Below are 16,439 nucleotides of genomic sequence, written 5' to 3' on the forward strand. Positions count from 1 at the left end.
GCACCATGACGACCCCGGACCGCCAACAGCTGACCCGAGACCCCCGCACGAGGTCGGCGTGGAGGGTCCGGATCGCCGGTGGCTGGTCCGGGCCGCCTGTTACCGCTCGGCGGGGCCGAGGTGGGTGCGGAGAGCGGACTCCACTTCGGCGGCGGGGCCCTGCCAAGCGATGTAGCCGTCGGGGCGGACGAGGGTGGCGAGGCGGGACTTCGCCTGTGGCGTAGCCACGTGCAGGCGTAGGTCGTACCCCCGAGGGGTCTGATCCTCATCGGTCAGGAGCACGTGCTTCCCGGAGCGGAGCGCCTCGTAGAGCCGGCTTCCGTCGCGCAGCGTGACGTCCGCGGCGCGCGGAGCGCCCGCGTAGTCGATGCCGACGCCGGAGAGGATGCCGGCGGCCTTGCGCCGCACCGGCGGCAGCGACATCAGCACGGAGCCGACGGTGTTGCGGATCGCGCGGGTCGCGGCGGTGCGGAGCAGCGCAAGGCGGATCAGGGTGCCGCTGCTACGGAGCACCAGCCTGCCGACCGGATGGCGTTCGGCCTGGTAGGAGTCGAGCAGACCGGCCGGTGCCCAGCCCTGGACAATGGCCGCGAGTTTCCACGAGAGGTTGGCGGCGTCCTGGAGGCCGGTGTTCATGCCCTGGCCGCCGGCCGGTGAGTGGACGTGCGCGGCGTCACCGGCCAGCAGCACCCGGCCGACGCGGTAGTTCGGGACCTGGCGCTCGTCGCTGTGGAAACGGGACATCCAGCGACTCTCGGTGACACCGAAGTCGGTGCCCAGCGCCTGGCGGGTGGCCTCGCGGATCTGCTCGAGGGTGACCGGGACCTCGTCGGAGACCTGCTTACGGCGGTCCCAAGCGAAGATCCGATACCACCCGTCGCCGAACGGGACGACGAACGCGAACGCGCCACCGACCGCATTGACCGTGAGCGCGTCCGGCGGCGGAGTGGCCAGCCGGACGTCGGCCAGCATGATCGAGGTGAGCACCGAGCGCCCGGGGAACGGCTGCCCGATCGCCGCGCGGACCGCGCTGTGCACGCCGTCGGCGCCGACCACCCAGTCCGCGGTGACCGTCGCGCCGTCCGCGAAGGTCAGCGTGACCCGGTCGGAGTCCTGATCCAGACCGGTCACGGAGGCACCGCGGACGATCTGCGCGCCGGCCTTGACGGCTCGCTCCTCCAGAAGGTGCTCGACGTTGTACTGCGGCGTGATCAACACATACGGGAACCGGGACGGCAGACCGGACAGGTCGAACCGGATCCGGTCGAAGAACCGCAGCCCCTCGATCTTGGCGCCGGTCGCGATCAGGTCGTCGGCGAGACCGCGGGCGTCGAGAACCTCCAGGGACCGGGCGTGGACGCCGAAGGCACGGGTCAGATTCGACGTGTCGGACCGGCGCTCGAAGACGGTCACCTCGACCCCGGCCCGGGCCAGGTCTCCGGCCAGGAGCAGGCCGGTCGGGCCGGCTCCGACGATCGCCACGGTGGTGTGCATGACTACCTCCCTCAACGCTTGTTGGCCAACGCTTGTTGACAACGATAGGCAGGATTCAGCGCCCTCGTCAACACTTGTTGGCCAACGTGCGTTGACATAGATTTGTGGCATGACAGCACCACGCCGCTCCGACAGCACCCGAGCCGCGATCCTCACCGCGGCGCGCGAGCGGTTCGCCGCCGACGGCTTCGAGCGGGCCACCATCCGGGCCATCGCCGCCGACGCGAACATCGACCCGTCCCTGGTCATGCGCTACTACGGCAACAAGGAGAAGCTGTTCGCGGCGGCCGCCGAGTTCGACCTGCGCCTGCCCGACCTCGACGGGGTGCCGCCCGATCGGCACGGCGCCGCCCTGGTCGAGCACTTCCTGGACCGCTGGGCCGGCGACGACAAGCTGCTCGCGCTCCTCCGGGCCGGAGTCACCTACGAGGCCGCCGCCGAGCGGATGCGGGAGATCTTCGCCGCCCAACTCGGGCCGATCGCCGCCCGGGTGGCGCCCGATCCGGCGACGGCCGCGACCCGGGCCGGGCTGGTCGCCACCCAGATCCTCGGTTTCGCGCTCTGCCGGTTCGTGCTGAAGCTGCCCCCGGTGGCCGATCTCGACCGGGACGCGGCGGTCGCCTGGCTCGGGCCGACCGTGCAGCGCTACCTGCATGGCAGCATCTGACATTGACGAACGTGGACATCTTGTCCAGAGTGGACGAGAGTGACGGGCATGACGAGACGGCGCGCCCTGCTCACCGCCGCGGTCGCGGCACCCCTGGTCGCGCCGGCGCGGGCCGCGCAGGCGGCCGGCCCGCGCCGGCGCCCGCCCGGCTCCGAGCTCAAGGAGATCCTGCGGGAGATCGATCCACGGCGGATCGAGGCCACCGTCCGGCGGCTGGCCGCCTTCGGCACCCGGCACACGCTGTCCGCACAGGACGATCCGGTACGCGGCATCGGCGCCGCCCGTGACTGGATCCACCGGCAGCTGACCGGCCACGCCGCGGCCTCCGGCGGCCGGATGACCGTCGAGCTCCAGTCCTTCGTGCAGCCGGTCTCCCCGCGCGTACCCACGCCGACGACCATCACCAACGTGATCGCCACCCTGCGCGGCAGCGTCACCCCGGAACGGATCTACGTGGTCACCGGCCACTACGACTCCCGCGCCACCGACGTGCTCGACTTCACCAGCGACGCGCCGGGCGCCGACGACGACGCCTCCGGGGTCGCGGTCGTCCTGGAACTGGCCCGGGTGCTGGCCCGGCGGGCACCCGAGGCGACCCTGGTCTTAGCCGCGGTGGCCGGCGAGGAGCAGGGCCTCTACGGCTCCGACCACCTGGCCCAGGCCTACCGGGACGCGGGCGCCGACATCCAGGGCATGTTCAGCAACGACATCGTCGGGACGGGCGACGCGCACGACGGCAGCCGGCCCGCGCCGCACACCGTCCGGCTCTTCGTCGAGGGCGTGCCGACCGCCGAGACCGTGGCCGAGGCGAGCACCCGGCGCAGTGTCGGCGGGGAGAACGACGGGCCGTCGCGCCAGCTCGGCCGCTTCGTGGGCGAGGTCGCGGCGAACCCGCAGACCGGGATGGACGTCCGGGTCGTCTGGCGTCGCGACCGCTACCTGCGCGGCAGCGACCACGTCTCGTTCCTGCTGCGCGGCTATCCGGCGGCCCGGTTCACCGAGCCGCGGGAGAATTTCGCCCACGAGCACCAGGACGTCAAGGTCGTCGACGGTGTGCAGTACGGCGACCTGGTCGAGTTCTGCGACTTCGGCTACATCGCGCGGGTCGCCCGGGTGAACGCGGCCACCCTCTGGTCGCTCGCCAACGCGCCCGGCACGCCGAAGGGCGTGGTCATCGACACCACCCAGCTGACCAACCGGACGACCCTGCGCTGGACTCTGGGCAGCGAGCCCGACCTGGCCGGCTACGAGGTGCTCTGGCGGGAGACGACCGCCGCGGACTGGACCGACGTGGTCGCGGTGGGCAAGGTCGACACGGCGACCGTGGACATCTCCAAAGACAACGTGCAATTCGGCGTACGAGCGGTGGACACTTCCGGACACCGCAGTCCGGCTGCTGCGCCACGCCCCTCGGCCTGATAGGTTCGCTCCACGACCACGCTCCTGGTGCGTGATCCCCGAGTGCTCGAAAGAGTGAAGCCAATGATTGCCCCGGTGTCCACCAACGGCTTCTTGCTTCCCTTTTTCTCTGAGCCCTCGGAAGGGTCTTCCCACCATGGATCTGCGCATTCAGCGCTCTGTCGTCGCCAATCTGCGTAACCGGCCGAACCCGGTCGAGACCGGGCCGTTCGTGCTCGGGCTGGATCTGAGCACCGACAGTCCCCACATCAACTACGCGACGCCGGTTCCCGGCGCCGAGATCACCGCGACCGACGTCCGCGATCTGGTCGCGGCTTTCGACGGCCGCAAACCTCGCTTGGAGTACGTCATCAGCTGCGCTCCCACGCTGGAGAAGCTGCTGCTGGACGCGGATTTCACCGTCGAGTCCCGCAACGAGTACCTGATCTGCACGCCGGACACCCTCGCCGTTCCGTCCGTACCCGAAGGCTTCGAGGTCTTCGCCCCGAAGTCCGACGAGGAATTCGCCGGCATGATCGCGGCGCAGAACGACGCGTTCGGCGGGGGTTTCCGCTCGACGCCGGCCGACGTCGAGCGGTACCGACGCAACCGGTCGGCGGGCGGCGTGATGATCGCGGCCCGGACGGCCGACGGCGAGTTCGCCGGTGGCGGCACCGCGGTCGCCCCGAACGAGGGGCTCAGCGAGGTCGCCGGGATCGCCGTCCGGGAACGGTTCCGCCGGCAGGGCCTGGCCGGGGCGATCACCGCCGCGATCACCGCCGAACTGTTCGCCGGCGGGGCGGAGGTCGCCTGGCTGGAGGCCTCCGGTGACGACTCGTGGCGGGTCTACGAGCGGGTCGGGTTCCGGCCCTCCGGGCAGCGCCTCTACATCTCCAAGTAGTCGGAGAGCGCGCCACTGTCCAGGTGAGTGACGTCCCCGCCGGTGTCCAGGGCCACTTCGAGCAGCTCCGCCAGGGACTGCCCGAAGACCCGGAGGCCGGCGGGGTCGTCCACCAGCTTCCGGTCGGCCCAGTGAGCGATCGTCCAGTAGTTGCGGTCGCTCGCGAACTCGCCGACCACGCAGAGCGAGCGACCGTCACTCAGGTCGAAAACCGGCGCGATCCACCAATGGCCGCCGAGGTCGTTGGAGGTGTCGAACGGTCGCAGACGCCAGGCGCCGTCGAACAGGGCGCCTGATTCGAAACGTCCGTACAGCGCGGTGAGCACGGGGGTGTCGACATACGGCGGGTACTCCGCCGGCTCGCCCATCCGGCCCTCCCGCTCGACACGGTCCAGGACGTCGGACAGTTCAGGGCCACTCCGGGTGAGATGGCAGCCCGCGATCGGGCGCAGCGAGCCGTCGGTGTCCTGGACGACCGCGATCAACCCGGCGTTGAGGGCCAGCAGGGTCTGGGTGCCGATGCGCAGGTCCTCGTAGAGCACCTTGACCCGGGACAGGGTGGCCGTCGCGTCGTCGGACACGATCCCAGGCTCGGTCATGTCGTCGATCGGCCGGTCGAGCAAGGGGTTGGGCTGGTCCCGCTCGCCCAGGTAGGGATAGAACCGGGTGACCCAGCCGGTTGCCCGGTCACCGCCGGACCCCTGGCGCAATTTGAGAATCCGCTGCCAGAACGCCCGGTCGGCACGTCATGTCGGAGTGTGGTGTCCGGTCAGCACGCGGCGATCATCGGTGCGGCGTCCGGGTTAGGTTTGCGGTCATGCGGCAGGTTTACGTGCACCACGCCACCCTCGTGCTCGAGCCGGGCGCCGATCCGCGGGCGCCGGGCGGGGCGATCACCGTTGCGCTCTGCGGATCCTGGGAGCACGAGCCGCCGTGTCCGCTCGCGGCGCACCACACCGCGGCCGAGCCGGACGGTTCGCGGTTGCGCCTGCGGATCCTGTTCGCCACCGCGCCGGACCGGGTCGACGAGGTGCGCGGCAGGATCGACGCGGCGCTCCGCGCCGGGCCGTGGCAGCTGATCGAATCGGGTTGCGCCCGGATCGCCCCGGAGGAGCGCCCGCACGCCCGCCGACTGCTGCGAGCCGGCGCTCGCCCGCCCGGGGCTCCCTGACCTCCACGAGCCCTGCCCTCCGGGCCGGCTTCCATGGTGGTCGTCAGGCGCAGCACGACGATGGCGCCCAGCCGCCGGGCCGGGTGACGGCGCGAGGCTGCCTGGTGCGGTGCGGGTCTCGCGGTGGGTGGGGGCGGGGCTTGGGCCGAAAGGCCCACGGACGGGAGGCGTAGGCCGTACCCGGGAATGGGGTTGAACGTGGGGTCTCGGCCGGGCTGGTCCTGGTGATGGCAGCGGTCGATGCCACCATCGAGGCCGGCTGGAACGCGGATGGGCCCGCGACAAGAAGTCGCGGGCCCAGCCGGTGGTGCAGCGGTCAGGCGCCGTCAACGGGCGGCGCCGAAACCAGCGGTCAGGCGCCCCGGAGGGTGGCGCCGAAACGCGTAGCGGTGACGGCGACCGCGGCGTCGCGGGCCGCGATCGTCTCCTCGGAGGTGAGCGTGCGGTCCGGGGCGCGGAAGGTCAGCTTGTAGGCCAGCGACCGCTTCCCCTCGCCGAGCTGCGACGACTCGTAGACGTCGAAGAGCGCGACCGACTCCAGCAGCTCCCCCGCGCCCTCGACGAGCGCGGCGCGGACCTCTTCGGCCGGGACCGTGTGGTCCAGGATGAGGGCCACGTCGATCAGCGCCGGCGGGAACGTGGAGATCCGCGGGGCGTCGATCACCGGGGCGTCCGGCAGGGCGTCCAGGTCGAGCTCCATCACGCTGGTGCGCTTGGGCAGCTCGAGGGTGTTGACCACGGCCGGGTGCAGTTCGCCGGCGTGGCCGACGACGTTGCCGTCGACCACGATCGCGGCGCAGCGACCCGGGTGCCAGGGCGCCTGCTCGGCGGCGCGGACCGTGACGCGGTCGGCCGGGATGCCCGCGGCGCTGACCGCGATCCTGGCCGCCTCGACGGCGTCGGCCCAGCTCGCGGTGCGGCCCGCGCCCCACCAGCCGGACGGCTCGGCGTCGCCGGCCAGTACCGCGGCGAGGTGCCACGGCTGGTCCGGCACGATCGCGTTGGCCTGCGCCCACTCCTCGGCGTCCGGCCGGCGGTCGACACCCAGCACCGGCGGGGCGGCGGCGGCCAGGCGCGGCAGGAACACCGTGCCGGCCTCGAAGAGCGCGACGTCCCGCTGGCCGCGGCCCAGGTTGCGCTTGAGCGTGCCGAGCAGCGGGCCGAGCAGGCTCGTCCGCAGCAGCGGCTCCTCCTCGGAGAGCGGGTTGGCCAGCCGCACCGCGCTGCGTCGCGGGTCGCCGGTGGGCAGCCCGAGCTGGTCCGCGGTGGCGGGCGTGACGAACGGGTAGGACAGCACCTCGACGTACCCGTTCTCGGCCAGCGCCCGGCCCACCGAGCGCCGGCGCCGCTGCGCGGGGGTGAGGCCGCCACTGGCGCCGGCCGGCGGCAGCACGCTCGGGATGTCGTTGTAGCCGCCGAGCCGCGCCACCTCCTCGACCAGGTCGATCGGGGCGAGCAGGTCGGGACGCCAGCTCGGCGGGACGACGTCGCTCCCGGAGACCGTGCAGCCGACCGCGGTCAGCAGCTCGGCGATCCGGTCCGGGCCGTACGGCAGGCCGATGATCCGGGACGGCAGGTCGGCCGGCAGGTGGATCACGGCGGGCGGGGCCACGTGATCGATGTCGAGGATCCGCTCGTCGACGGTGCCACCGGCGTGCTCGACCAGGATCGCGACCGCCTTCTCCAGCGACGCGAGCGTCAGTTGCGGGTCGACGCCGCGCTCCCAGCGCTTCGCGGCCTCGCTGAACAGCTTGTGCCGGCGGGCGGTGCGCCCGACCATCACCGGGTCCCAGTGCGCGGCCTCGAGGAGCACGTCGACCGTGCCCGGCTGCCACTCGCTGGTCTCGCCACCCATCACGGCGGCGAGCGAGATCGGACCGGTCTCGTCGCAGATCACCATGTCCTCGGCGTCGAGCACCCGCGCGACACCGTCCAGGGTGGTCAGCTTCTCGCCCGGGTGGGCCCGGCGCACGAGCAGGCCGCCGCGCAGCCGCTGCAGGTCGAAGACGTGCATCGGCTGACCGAACTCGAGCATCAGGTAGTTGGTGATGTCGACCGGCAGCGAGATGGCCCGGATACCGGCCTGGATCAGGCGGCGCTGCATCCACTCCGGCGACTGCGCGTCCGGGTCGACGCCGCGCACGACGCGGACGGAGAACCGGTCGCATCCGACGGTGTCCTCGACCGTGATCGGCCACGGGGCGTCTGCGGTGCCCACCGGGAAGGTGATCGCCGCCGGATCGGTGTAGGCGACCCCGAAGTGCGTGGCGAGCTCGCGGGCGATACCGCGGACGCTCATCTCGTACCCGCGGTCGGGGGTGATCTCGACGTCGACCAGCACGTCGTTCAGCCCGACCACGGGACGCGCGTCCACACCGGGCGTCTGCGAGCCGGCGGGCAGCACGATGATGCCCGAGTGGTCGCCGGAGAGCCCCAGCTCGGCCGCCGAGCAGATCATCCCGTGCGAGTTGCGCCCGTACGTCTTCCGCGCGCCGATCTTGAATCCGCCGGGCAGCTCACCGCCGGGCAGGATGACCACCACGAGGTCGCCCTCGGCGAAGTTACTCGCGCCGCAGACGATCTCCTGCGGCGCCTCCCGGCCGACGTCGACGGTGCAGAACCGGATCGGCTTCTTGAACCCGGTCAGCTCCTCGATCGTCAGCACCCGGCCGACGACCAGGTCCCCCAGGACGGTGGCGGCCTGGTCGACGATCGATTCGACCTCCATGCCGAGGTTGGTCAGCGCCTCGTCGAGCCGCGCCGCGGTGAGGTCCGCGGGCAGCTCGACGTACTCGCGCAGCCACGACAGTGACGTCTTCATCGCGTCAGGACTCCATTCCGAAGTTCGTGGTGAACCGCACGTCGCCCTCGACCATGTCGTGCATGTCGCTCACGCCGTTGCGGAACATCAGGGTCCGCTCGACACCCATGCCGAACGCGAACCCGGAGTACTTGGCGGGGTCGATGCCGCAGGCAACCAGGACCTTCGGGTTGACCATGCCGCAGCCGCCCCACTCGACCCAGCGCGGGCCGTCGCGGTGCTGGGCGAACCAGACGTCGAACTCGGCGGACGGCTCGGTGAACGGGAAGTAGTGCGGCCGCCAGCGGGTCCGCGCGTCCGGGCCGAACATCGCCTTGGCGAAGTGGTCCAGCGTGCCGCGCAGGTGGGCCATGGTGATGCCCTCATCGATGACCAGGCCCTCGATCTGGTGGAAGACGGGGCTGTGGGTGGCGTCCAGCTCATCGGTCCGGTACGCCCGGCCGGGGCTGACGACCCGGATCGGCGGCGTCCGGGTGAGCATGGTGCGCACCTGGCCGGGAGACGTGTGGGTCCGCATCACCAGGCCCGGCAGGTCCACGAAGAACGTGTCGGAGGCGCCGCGGACCGGGTTGTCCGGGCCGATGTTGAGCGCGTCGAAGTTGGCCCACTCCAGCTCCAGCTGGGGACCGTCGACAATGTCGTAGCCCATGCCGACGAAGACGTCGCCCATGTGCTCCATCAGCGTGGTCAACGGGTGGCGCGCGCCGCGCGGGCGCCGGGTCCACGGCAGGGTGACGTCGACCCGCTCGTCGACCAGGATCCGCGCCGCGAGCTCGGCCTCGAGCTCGGCCTCGCGGGCGTCGTAGGCCGCCTGGACCGTCTGGCGGGCGGCGTTGACGCGCTTGCCCGCCTCCGACTTCGCGTGCGGCGGCAGCGAGCCGATCTCACGGCGGGCCAGCGACACCGGCGCGCGGTCGCCGAGGTGCACGGGTTTCAAGGCCCGGAGCTCGTCGAGGGTGTTCGCCTCTTCGGCGAAGGCCACCTCGGCCAGCTTGATCAACTCTTCGAGCGACGAAGGGTCGAGCAGGGCGGCCTGCTTCGGGTCGTACGGATCGTTGCGGTAGGACATGGTCGGGCGAACTCCCTCACACCGGATGTGCCATCGGGCAGTGTACGGAGGCACGGCTGAGCCGCAGCCCGCCGGTCAGCGAAGTTCGCGCAGGAGGGTCAGATCCGGCGCCCGCGACCAGCGGGCCGGATAAACAGAGACCTCGGACCTGACATGCGGGCCAGCATACCCTCAGCGCTGCGCGCGAGCACTCGCATACAGGCAGACGGCGGCCGCCGCGGCCAGATTGAGGCTCTCCGCGCCGCCGTAGATCGGCACGCGCACCCGCCGGTCCGCCGCGGCCAGGATCGCGGGCGACAGGCCGTGCGCCTCGGAGCCGAACAGCCAGGCGGTCGGCGCGCTCAGCAGGCCGCCGTCCAGCAGCGAGTCCACATCGTCCGAGCCGGTGCCGCTGGTGGCCAGCACCTGCAGGCCGGAGTCCTGCAGCAGGTCGAGCACGTCCAGCGGGGCCCGGACCACGTCGAGGTGGAAGAGCGAGCCGGCCGACGCCCGGACACACTTGCCGTTGTACGGATCGACCGCGTCACCAGCGAAGATCACCGCGCCGGCCCCGGCGGCGTCGGCCGTACGCAGCACGGTCCCGGCGTTGCCGGGGTCCCGGATCTCGGCCAGCACCGCGACCAGCCCGGGCCGTTTGGCCAGCGCGGCGGCGATCGGCACGTCCACCTGCTCGCAGACCGCGACCAGGCCCTGCGGGTGCACCGTCTCGGTGAGCGCGGCCAGCGCCTCATCGGTGACCGGGGAGACCTCCGGCGCCTGCGCGGTCAGCTCGGCGTACCGGTTCAGCCCGGCCGGGGTGCCGAACAGCTCCAGCACGACGCCGGCGGCGAGGGCCTCGCGAACGGCCTGCGGCCCCTCGGCGAGGAACCGGCCGACGTGATCGCGGTCCCTACGGCGCTGCAGGCGCCGGGCCGCGACGATTCTCGGGGTACGCGGTGTGAACATCTGCTCCGGGCTTCTCAAAAGGAAACGCCCCCCGATTTCTCGGGGGGCGCCTGGCGATGCGTGAACTCAGGCAGCCTGAGCGGCGGCGCCGCCGATGCCCTCGGCCGCGACGGCCGCGCGAGCGATCTCGACGATCGCCGCGAACGCGGCAGCGTCGTTGACCGCGAGGTCGGCCAGGATCTTGCGGTCGACCTCGACCTCGGCCAGCTTCAGGCCCTGGATGAGGCGGTTGTAGGTCATGCCGTTGGCCCGGGACGCCGCGTTGATGCGGGTGATCCAGAGCTGACGGAAGTCACCCTTGCGGTCACGACGGTCGCGGTACGAGTACTGCATCGAGTGCAGCACCTGCTCCTTGGCCTTGCGGTACAGGCGGGAGCGCTGACCGCGGTAACCACTCGCGGTCTCGAGCAGGGTGCGGCGCTTCTTCTGGGCGTTTACCGCCCGCTTGACGCGTGCCATTTCAAGTACTCCTTACAGGGGAACGTGTCAGGCGCGCGTCAGCGGCCCAGAAGCTTCTTCACACGGGCGGTGTCGGCCTTGGCCACGACCACAGTGCCGGTCATCCGGCGGGTCACGTGGGAGGACTTGTGCTCGAGCAGGTGGCGCTTGCCGGTCAGCTCACGCACGATCTTGCCCTTGCCGGTGACCTTCACCCGCTTACCCATGCCGGTGTGGCTCTTCATCTTCGGCACTTAGAACGCCTCTTTCTGATCTTTCCGCTCGTACCGGGGGGACGTGCGGAAAAGCTGTCTACTCTGCGGTGGTGTCGGCGGGGTCGGCCGGCGGGACCTCAGTACCGTCGCCCTCACGCGGCTCACGGGCGGGCTTGCCTCCGGCCGCCGTGGCGGCGACCGCAGCGGCCTTCGTGGCCCGGTGCGGCGCCAGCACCATGATCATGTTCCGACCGTCCTGCTTCGGGCTGGCCTCCACGAAGCCCAGCTCGGAGATCTCCTCGCTGAGCCGGCGCAGAAGCCGGAAGCCCAGCTCGGGGCGGCTCTGCTCGCGGCCGCGGAACATGATCGTCACCTTGACCTTGTCGCCCGCCTTGAGGAACCGCACCACGTGACCCTTTTTGGTCTCGTAGTCGTGCGGGTCGATCTTCGGCCGGAGCTTCATTTCCTTGATGACGGTCTGCTGCTGGTTGCGCCGCGCTTCGCGGGCCTTGAGTGCGCTCTCGTACTTGAACTTGCCGAAGTCCATGAGTTTGCACACCGGCGGCCGCGCCATCGGAGCAACCTCGACCAGGTCCAGGTCTACATCCGCGGCCAGCTGAAGGGCACGCTCGACCGGCACGATGCCGACCTGCTCACCCTCCGGACCGACCAGGCGGACCTCACGAGCCCGGATCTGTTCGTTCACGCGTGGTTCGACGCTGATGGGGCCTCCTCAGAACGTACCTACTCTGCCAATGTCGGTCGGCCCCGAGTCACCGCTTCCACCCGAGGGCGGAAGCGGCCGGGAAAGCAGAAGACCTCGGCCGCGCACCGAGCCAGAAAGCTCAGAAGCGCATGCCGAGGCCCGCTCGACCGGTCATCGGCGTCCAAGGGAGGACGCGCCCCGTACAGGAAATATTCCCTGCTCGGGTGACCGGACCCGGCCATAGTCAATGACTCGGGTGGGAACCAGCGGGCTCCTCTTTCGCGCCCTGCCCAAGGGCAGGACGTGGTCGACTGCCCGCCAGTCTATCAGGCCCCTGAGCTGCCTCGGCACGCCCTCCCGGCCATTGCTCGGCCGGTCATGCCTTGGAGGACGAATGCAAGGCCCGGAGGGTACGAACCCCGTCCACCGCGTAGTCCTTGTCGACCGCCTGCAACGCGTGGATCGACACCTGCTCGTCGTCGAGCAGGTCCAGTTGCGCCCAGGGCGAGTTGCGGTCGAACCGCACCGCGCGGACCACGGTCCACGGCAGGTCGTAGCCGCCGATCACGTTGCGCACGTGCACACCCTGGTCGTCCGCCGTGACCCGGGGCCGGCAGAACGTCAGGATGCCGAGGCCGATCAGCACCCCGAGACCGATCATGGCGGCCTGGTCGCCGCGCTGGAAGCTGCCCGAGCCGACCTGGCCGGCGTTCTCGAAGCCGGCCTGGCCGTGCAGTCCGAAGCTGAGCACGGTGAAGAGCACCACCACGGCGCCCGCCAGCGAGCCGGCGACCCAGCGGATCTTCTGTGGGCGGTAGATCACGTCAGCCATCACAACCTGCAGTTCGCGATATCGGTTACCAGAATGGCACGGGCGCCGAGTTCGTACAGCTCGTCCATCACCCGGTGCACCTGGCTGCGCTGGACCATCGCCTGCACGGCGACCCAGCCCTCCCGGTGCAGGGGCGAGACGGTCGGCGACTCGATGCCCGGGGTCAGGCCGGTGGCCTGCTCCAACAGGTCGGCCCGGACGTCGTAGGCGAGCATCACGAAGTTGCGGGCGACCAGCACACCGTTGAGTCGCCGCAGCAGCTGGAAGGCGCCGGTCGGGGGCTCGGCCAGCCGGCCGATCAGCACCGCCGACGAGCGCATCAGCGGTTCGCCGAGCGTGACCAGGCCGGCCTGGCGCAGCGTCGCGCCGGTCTCCACGACGTCGGCGATCAGGTCGGCGACCCCGAGCCGGACCGCGTTCTCCACCGCACCGTCCAGCCGGACCACCTCGGCCTTCAGGTCGTGCTCGTCCAGGTAGCTGTTGACCACCCCGGGGTACGCGGTGGCGATCCGCTTTCCGCCGATCTGGTCGACCGAGGTCAGCGAACCGGCCGGGGCGGCCCAGCGGAACGTGGCGCCGCCGAACTTCAGGTCGAGCAGCTCGTTGGCCGGCACCCCGGAGTCGACCAGCAGGTCCCGGCCGGTGATGCCGAGATCCAGATCACCCGAGCCGACGTACGTCGCGATGTCGCGCGGCCGCAGGTAGAAGAACTCGACGTTGTTGGCTTCGTCACGGCAGGCCAGGTCTTTGAGATCGGTGCGCTGACGGTAGCCCGCGTCCTTCAGCATCTGGGAGGCCGGCGCGGAGAGAGTGCCCTTGTTGGGAATGGCGATACGCAGCATTGACGTGCTCCTTCGTTCTCACGGACGGGTCGGGGCGCACGTCAGAGATGTCGGTACACGTCCTTGAGCTCGAGACCGGTAGCGATCATCAGAACTTGTGCCTGGTAGAACAGCTGCGAGAGCTCCTCGGCGGCCCGCTCGGGGCCCTCGTGCTCGGCGGCCATCCAGGACTCGGCCGCCTCCTCGACGACCTTCTTCCCGATGAAGTGGACTCCGCGTTCGAGCGCGGCGACCGTGCCCGAACCAGGGGTCTGCTCCGCCGCCTTGCGTTGCAACTCGGCGAACAGTTCTTCGAACGTCTTCACGGGAACCGATTGTTGCAGCTCTTCACGGTTTGACTACGAACGACCCCAGCCCGTGGGACGTCTTCTAAGCTGCCCGCATGGTCAGCCGTTTCACCCCACTCCTCGTGAGCGGCGCCGCGCTGGCGCTCGCCACCGTCACGGCCTGTTCCCCGGTCGAGGACGACACCACCACGTCCGCATCCCCCGCCACCGTGGCCGACGCCTGCCCGTCCGGCGCCCTCACCACGGTGACGAGCGGCAAACTCACCGTCGGCACGGACAACCCGGCGTACGAGCCGTGGTTCTCCGACAACAAGCCCGACAACGGAAAGGGCTTCGAATCCGCGGTCGCCTACCAGGTGGCCGCGCGGCTCGGGTACCCGAAGGACAAGGTCGTCTGGACACCGGTGACGTTCAACAACGCCATCGCGCCGGGGCCCAAGAAGTTCGACTTCGACATCAACCAGTTCTCCATCACCGACGAGCGCAAGCAGGCGGTCGATTTCTCCTCGCCGTACTACCTGGTCCGGCAGACTGTGATCACCACCAAGAAGTCCAAGATCGCTGGCGCCAAGTCGCTGGCCGACCTGGCCGGCGCGAAGCTCGGCGCCCAGGTGGGCACGACCAGCTACCAGGCGATCACCGACATCATCAAGCCGACCACCAAGCCGTCGGTGTTCAACAGCAACGACGACGCCAAGGCGGCGCTGGAGAACGGCACCGTCGACGGCATCGTGGTGGACCTGCCCACCGCGTTCTACATGACCGGCGCCGAGCTGAAGGACGGCGTCATCGTCGGCCAGCTGCCGCAGGTCGGTGTGCCCGAGCAGTTCGGCCTGGTGCTGGACAAGGGCTCGAAGCTGACCGGCTGCGTCAGCACGGTGGTCGATCAGCTGCGCCAGGACGGCACCCTCTCGGCGCTGGAGAAGACCTGGCTGTCCGACGCGGGAGCACCCGAACTCAAGTGACCCATGCACCAAGCGCTCGACAGCAGGAGCGGATCGCCTTCCGTCGCCGGCAGGCGATCCGCTCGGTCCTGCTCGCCGCTCTCTCCACCGCCGTCGTCGGCACGCTGCTCGCCGTCGGGATCACCGGGTCACCCGGCTGGCCGCGGGTCAGGCAGTCGTTCTTCGACCCGGACGTGGCCCGGAAGTTCCTTCCGGACATCCTGACCGGCCTCTGGCTCAACCTGCAGCTGCTCGTCTTCTGCGCGGTGCTGGCGCTCGCGCTGGGGCTGCTGATCGCGGTGCTGCGCACCATGCGGGGCGCGGTCTTCTTTCCGGTACGGGCGCTGGCCACCGGCTACACGTACACGTTCCGCGGCCTGCCGCTGATCATCGTGATCTACCTGTTCGCGTTCGGCATCCCCGGCCTCCGGCTGCAGGGCACCCCCGACGTGCTGGTGCTCGGCGGGGCGGCGATCGTGATCACCTACGGGGCCTACCTGGCCGAGGTGTTCCGGGCCGGCATCGAGTCGGTGCATCCCAGCCAGGTGGCGGCGGCCCGGTCGCTGGGTCTCGGCTACCGAGCGACCATGCGTCACGTGGTGCTGCCCCAGGCCGTCCGGCGGGTCACTCCGGCGCTGCTCAACGACGTCGTCGCGCTGCAGAAGGACGTCGGGCTGATCTCGCTGGCCGGGCCGATCGACGCGATCCGGGCCGCGCAGATCGGCGTGGCCCAGTCGGCGAACTTCACGCCGTACATCGTCGCCGGTGTTCTTTTCGTCCTTCTCGCCCTGCCGCTGATCGCGGTCACCGACTGGGTGACGCTGCGCGCGGCCCGCCGCCAGAACGCGGGGACCTGACGTGGTGCTCTCCTGCCAGAACGTGCGCAAGGTCTTCGGCGACCACGTGGTCCTCGACGACCTCACCCTGGACGTCGCGGAGCACGAGGTGGTGGCACTGATCGGTGCCTCCGGCTCGGGCAAGTCGACGCTGCTGCGCTGCGTGAACCTGCTCGCCGAGATCGACGACGGGACGATCCACCTGGACGGCGAGGAGATCACCGACCCCCGGGCCGACCCCGATCTCGTACGGCAGAAGATCGGCCTGGTCTTCCAGTCCTACAACCTGTTCCCGCACATGACCGTCCTGGACAACATCACGCTGGCGCCCGTCCGGGTGCACAAGCGGCCCGCCGCCGAGGCTCGCGACCAGGCCGTGCAGTGGCTGGAGCGGGTCGGCCTGGCCGGCAAGGCCGACGCCTACCCGGACCGGCTCTCCGGCGGCCAGCAGCAGCGTGTCGCGATCGTGCGCGCCCTGGTCAACAGCCCCCGGCTGCTGCTGCTCGACGAGGTCACCTCGGCGCTCGACCCGGAGCTGGTCGGCGAGGTGCTCACGATGATCCGCGACCTCAAGGGCGAGGGCATGACCATGGTGCTGGCCACCCACGAGATGGGCTTCGCCAAGCAGGTAGCCGACCGCGTCGCCTTCCTGGAAGCCGGCCGGGTCCTCGAACAGGGGCCGCCATCACAGGTGCTGGGCGACCCCGTCGAAGCGCGCACCCGTCAGTTCCTGTCCCGCATCATCGAGGCCGGCCGGTTGTAGCCCAGCCACAAACGCATTGCGCCCGCCGACGTCGAGAGGCCCGAAAAAGGCTAGGCGGAGCCGTGGTCTTTTTCGGGCCTCTCGACGTCGGCCGCCAAGGGCGCAATGCC

General features: G+C 70.6%; 17 protein-coding genes and 1 pseudogene. 7 read left to right on the plus strand and 11 right to left on the minus strand.

Translation table 11 applies throughout. The features are described 5' to 3' along the window. Nucleotides 1-99: 99 nt before the first annotated feature. A complete protein-coding gene (locus tag CHC09_RS31050) occupies nucleotides 100-1,707 on the minus strand; it encodes an FAD-dependent monooxygenase (protein ID WP_342352363.1) in 1,608 nt (535 codons plus the stop codon). On the opposite strand from CHC09_RS31050, the gene CHC09_RS31055 reads away from it, so the two are divergent. The 3 genes from CHC09_RS31055 to CHC09_RS31065 all read left to right on the plus strand — a co-directional run bounded on the left by CHC09_RS31055 (nucleotide 1,604) and on the right by CHC09_RS31065 (nucleotide 4,460). Further along, nucleotides 1,604-2,161 (plus strand): TetR/AcrR family transcriptional regulator, encoded by a 558-nt coding sequence (locus tag CHC09_RS31055; RefSeq protein WP_089296803.1) that lies wholly within the window; start codon nucleotides 1,604-1,606, stop codon nucleotides 2,159-2,161. The genes CHC09_RS31050 and CHC09_RS31055 overlap by 104 nt on opposite strands. Before the next feature lie 48 nt (nucleotides 2,162-2,209). After that, nucleotides 2,210-3,580, plus strand: coding sequence for a M20/M25/M40 family metallo-hydrolase (locus tag CHC09_RS31060; RefSeq protein ID WP_089296804.1), 1,371 nt, complete (start codon nucleotides 2,210-2,212; stop codon nucleotides 3,578-3,580). 136 nt (nucleotides 3,581-3,716) lie between these two features. Beyond that, nucleotides 3,717-4,460 (plus strand): GNAT family N-acetyltransferase, encoded by a 744-nt coding sequence (locus CHC09_RS31065; RefSeq protein WP_089296805.1) that lies wholly within the window; start codon nucleotides 3,717-3,719, stop codon nucleotides 4,458-4,460. Here CHC09_RS31065 and CHC09_RS31070 read toward each other — a convergent pair. Continuing rightward, nucleotides 4,445-5,188, minus strand: a pseudogene (locus CHC09_RS31070) (hypothetical protein); the annotation flags it as partial. The gene CHC09_RS31065 and the pseudogene CHC09_RS31070 sit on opposite strands and share 16 nt — an antisense overlap. Before the next feature lie 89 nt (nucleotides 5,189-5,277). Here CHC09_RS31070 and CHC09_RS31075 point away from each other — a divergent pair. Further along, entirely contained in the window at nucleotides 5,278-5,631 is a 354-nt protein-coding gene (locus tag CHC09_RS31075; RefSeq protein WP_089296807.1) for a hypothetical protein, read from the plus strand. Nucleotides 5,632-5,983: 352 nt separating this feature from the next. Here CHC09_RS31075 and pheT read toward each other — a convergent pair whose 3' ends face one another. The 9 genes from pheT to CHC09_RS31120 all read right to left on the minus strand — a co-directional run bounded on the left by pheT (nucleotide 5,984) and on the right by CHC09_RS31120 (nucleotide 13,804). Further along, nucleotides 5,984-8,452: a phenylalanine--tRNA ligase subunit beta gene (gene pheT / locus CHC09_RS31080; RefSeq protein WP_089296808.1), complete on the minus strand. Its 2,469-nt coding sequence runs from the start codon at nucleotides 8,450-8,452 to the stop codon at nucleotides 5,984-5,986. Nucleotides 8,453-8,456: 4 nt separating this feature from the next. Continuing rightward, a complete protein-coding gene (gene pheS, locus CHC09_RS31085) occupies nucleotides 8,457-9,521 on the minus strand; it encodes a phenylalanine--tRNA ligase subunit alpha (RefSeq protein WP_089296809.1) in 1,065 nt (354 codons plus the stop codon). A 171-nt stretch (nucleotides 9,522-9,692) separates the two neighbouring features. Beyond that, nucleotides 9,693-10,466: a TrmH family RNA methyltransferase gene (locus CHC09_RS31090; RefSeq protein ID WP_089296810.1), complete on the minus strand. Its 774-nt coding sequence runs from the start codon at nucleotides 10,464-10,466 to the stop codon at nucleotides 9,693-9,695. Between the two features lie 66 nt (nucleotides 10,467-10,532). Continuing rightward, a complete protein-coding gene (gene rplT, locus CHC09_RS31095) occupies nucleotides 10,533-10,925 on the minus strand; it encodes a 50S ribosomal protein L20 (protein WP_089296811.1) in 393 nt (130 codons plus the stop codon). Between the two features lie 38 nt (nucleotides 10,926-10,963). Then, on the minus strand, nucleotides 10,964-11,158 hold the full coding sequence (rpmI, locus tag CHC09_RS31100) for a 50S ribosomal protein L35 (protein WP_089296812.1): 195 nt from the start codon (nucleotides 11,156-11,158) through the stop codon (nucleotides 10,964-10,966). Nucleotides 11,159-11,216: 58 nt separating this feature from the next. Next, a complete protein-coding gene (gene infC, locus CHC09_RS31105) occupies nucleotides 11,217-11,825 on the minus strand; it encodes a translation initiation factor IF-3 (RefSeq protein WP_089296813.1) in 609 nt (202 codons plus the stop codon). Nucleotides 11,826-12,201: 376 nt separating this feature from the next. After that, nucleotides 12,202-12,657, minus strand: a complete 456-nt coding sequence (locus CHC09_RS31110) for a PH domain-containing protein (RefSeq protein ID WP_089296814.1) — start codon at nucleotides 12,655-12,657, stop codon at nucleotides 12,202-12,204. Further along, complete coding sequence (gene hisG, locus CHC09_RS31115) at nucleotides 12,657-13,499, minus strand: ATP phosphoribosyltransferase (protein ID WP_089296815.1); 843 nt, start codon at nucleotides 13,497-13,499, stop codon at nucleotides 12,657-12,659. The genes CHC09_RS31110 and hisG overlap by 1 nt, the downstream gene beginning before the upstream one ends. A gap of 41 nt (nucleotides 13,500-13,540) precedes the next feature. Next, nucleotides 13,541-13,804, minus strand: coding sequence for a phosphoribosyl-ATP diphosphatase (locus CHC09_RS31120; RefSeq protein WP_089296816.1), 264 nt, complete (start codon nucleotides 13,802-13,804; stop codon nucleotides 13,541-13,543). A 77-nt stretch (nucleotides 13,805-13,881) separates the two neighbouring features. On the opposite strand from CHC09_RS31120, the gene CHC09_RS31125 reads away from it, so the two are divergent. The 3 genes from CHC09_RS31125 to CHC09_RS31135 are packed head-to-tail and all read left to right on the plus strand — an operon-like array spanning nucleotide 13,882 to nucleotide 16,329. Further along, nucleotides 13,882-14,751 carry an ABC transporter substrate-binding protein gene (locus CHC09_RS31125; protein WP_089296817.1) on the plus strand — a complete coding sequence of 290 codons (870 nt, stop codon included), beginning with the start codon at nucleotides 13,882-13,884 and terminating at the stop codon, nucleotides 14,749-14,751. After that, the gene (locus CHC09_RS31130) at nucleotides 14,748-15,587 is read left to right on the plus strand and encodes an amino acid ABC transporter permease (protein ID WP_089296818.1); all 840 of its coding nucleotides are present in this window, start codon (nucleotides 14,748-14,750) and stop codon (nucleotides 15,585-15,587) included. Before CHC09_RS31125 ends, CHC09_RS31130 begins: the two co-directional genes overlap by 4 nt. A 1-nt stretch (nucleotide 15,588) precedes the next feature. Next, complete coding sequence (locus CHC09_RS31135) at nucleotides 15,589-16,329, plus strand: amino acid ABC transporter ATP-binding protein (protein WP_089296819.1); 741 nt, start codon at nucleotides 15,589-15,591, stop codon at nucleotides 16,327-16,329. Nucleotides 16,330-16,439 lie beyond the last annotated feature (110 nt).

The sequence above is a fragment of the Actinoplanes regularis genome, assembly GCF_900188005.1.
Classification (GTDB): Bacteria; Actinomycetota; Actinomycetes; order Mycobacteriales; family Micromonosporaceae; genus Actinoplanes; species Actinoplanes regularis.

Bases quoted from the DNA above. Each gene is read 5' to 3' on its own strand.
- CHC09_RS31055 (WP_089296803.1), top strand. From the start codon at position 1,604: ATGACAGCACCACGCCGCTCCGACAGCACCCGAGCCGCGATCCTCACC.
- CHC09_RS31125 (WP_089296817.1), top strand. From the start codon at position 13,882: ATGGTCAGCCGTTTCACCCCACTCCTCGTGAGCGGCGCCGCGCTGGCG.
- CHC09_RS31060 (WP_089296804.1), top strand. From the start codon at position 2,210: ATGACGAGACGGCGCGCCCTGCTCACCGCCGCGGTCGCGGCACCCCTG.
- CHC09_RS31075 (WP_089296807.1), top strand. From the start codon at position 5,278: ATGCGGCAGGTTTACGTGCACCACGCCACCCTCGTGCTCGAGCCGGGC.
- pheT (WP_089296808.1), bottom strand. From the start codon at position 8,452: ATGAAGACGTCACTGTCGTGGCTGCGCGAGTACGTCGAGCTGCCCGCG.
- CHC09_RS31110 (WP_089296814.1), bottom strand. From the start codon at position 12,657: ATGGCTGACGTGATCTACCGCCCACAGAAGATCCGCTGGGTCGCCGGC.
- CHC09_RS31065 (WP_089296805.1), top strand. From the start codon at position 3,717: ATGGATCTGCGCATTCAGCGCTCTGTCGTCGCCAATCTGCGTAACCGG.
- CHC09_RS31090 (WP_089296810.1), bottom strand. From the start codon at position 10,466: ATGTTCACACCGCGTACCCCGAGAATCGTCGCGGCCCGGCGCCTGCAG.
- CHC09_RS31050 (WP_342352363.1), bottom strand. From the start codon at position 1,707: ATGGCCCGGATGGTGGCCCGCTCGAAGCCGTCGGCGGCGAACCGCTCG.
- hisG (WP_089296815.1), bottom strand. From the start codon at position 13,499: ATGCTGCGTATCGCCATTCCCAACAAGGGCACTCTCTCCGCGCCGGCC.
- pheS (WP_089296809.1), bottom strand. From the start codon at position 9,521: ATGTCCTACCGCAACGATCCGTACGACCCGAAGCAGGCCGCCCTGCTC.
- rplT (WP_089296811.1), bottom strand. From the start codon at position 10,925: ATGGCACGCGTCAAGCGGGCGGTAAACGCCCAGAAGAAGCGCCGCACC.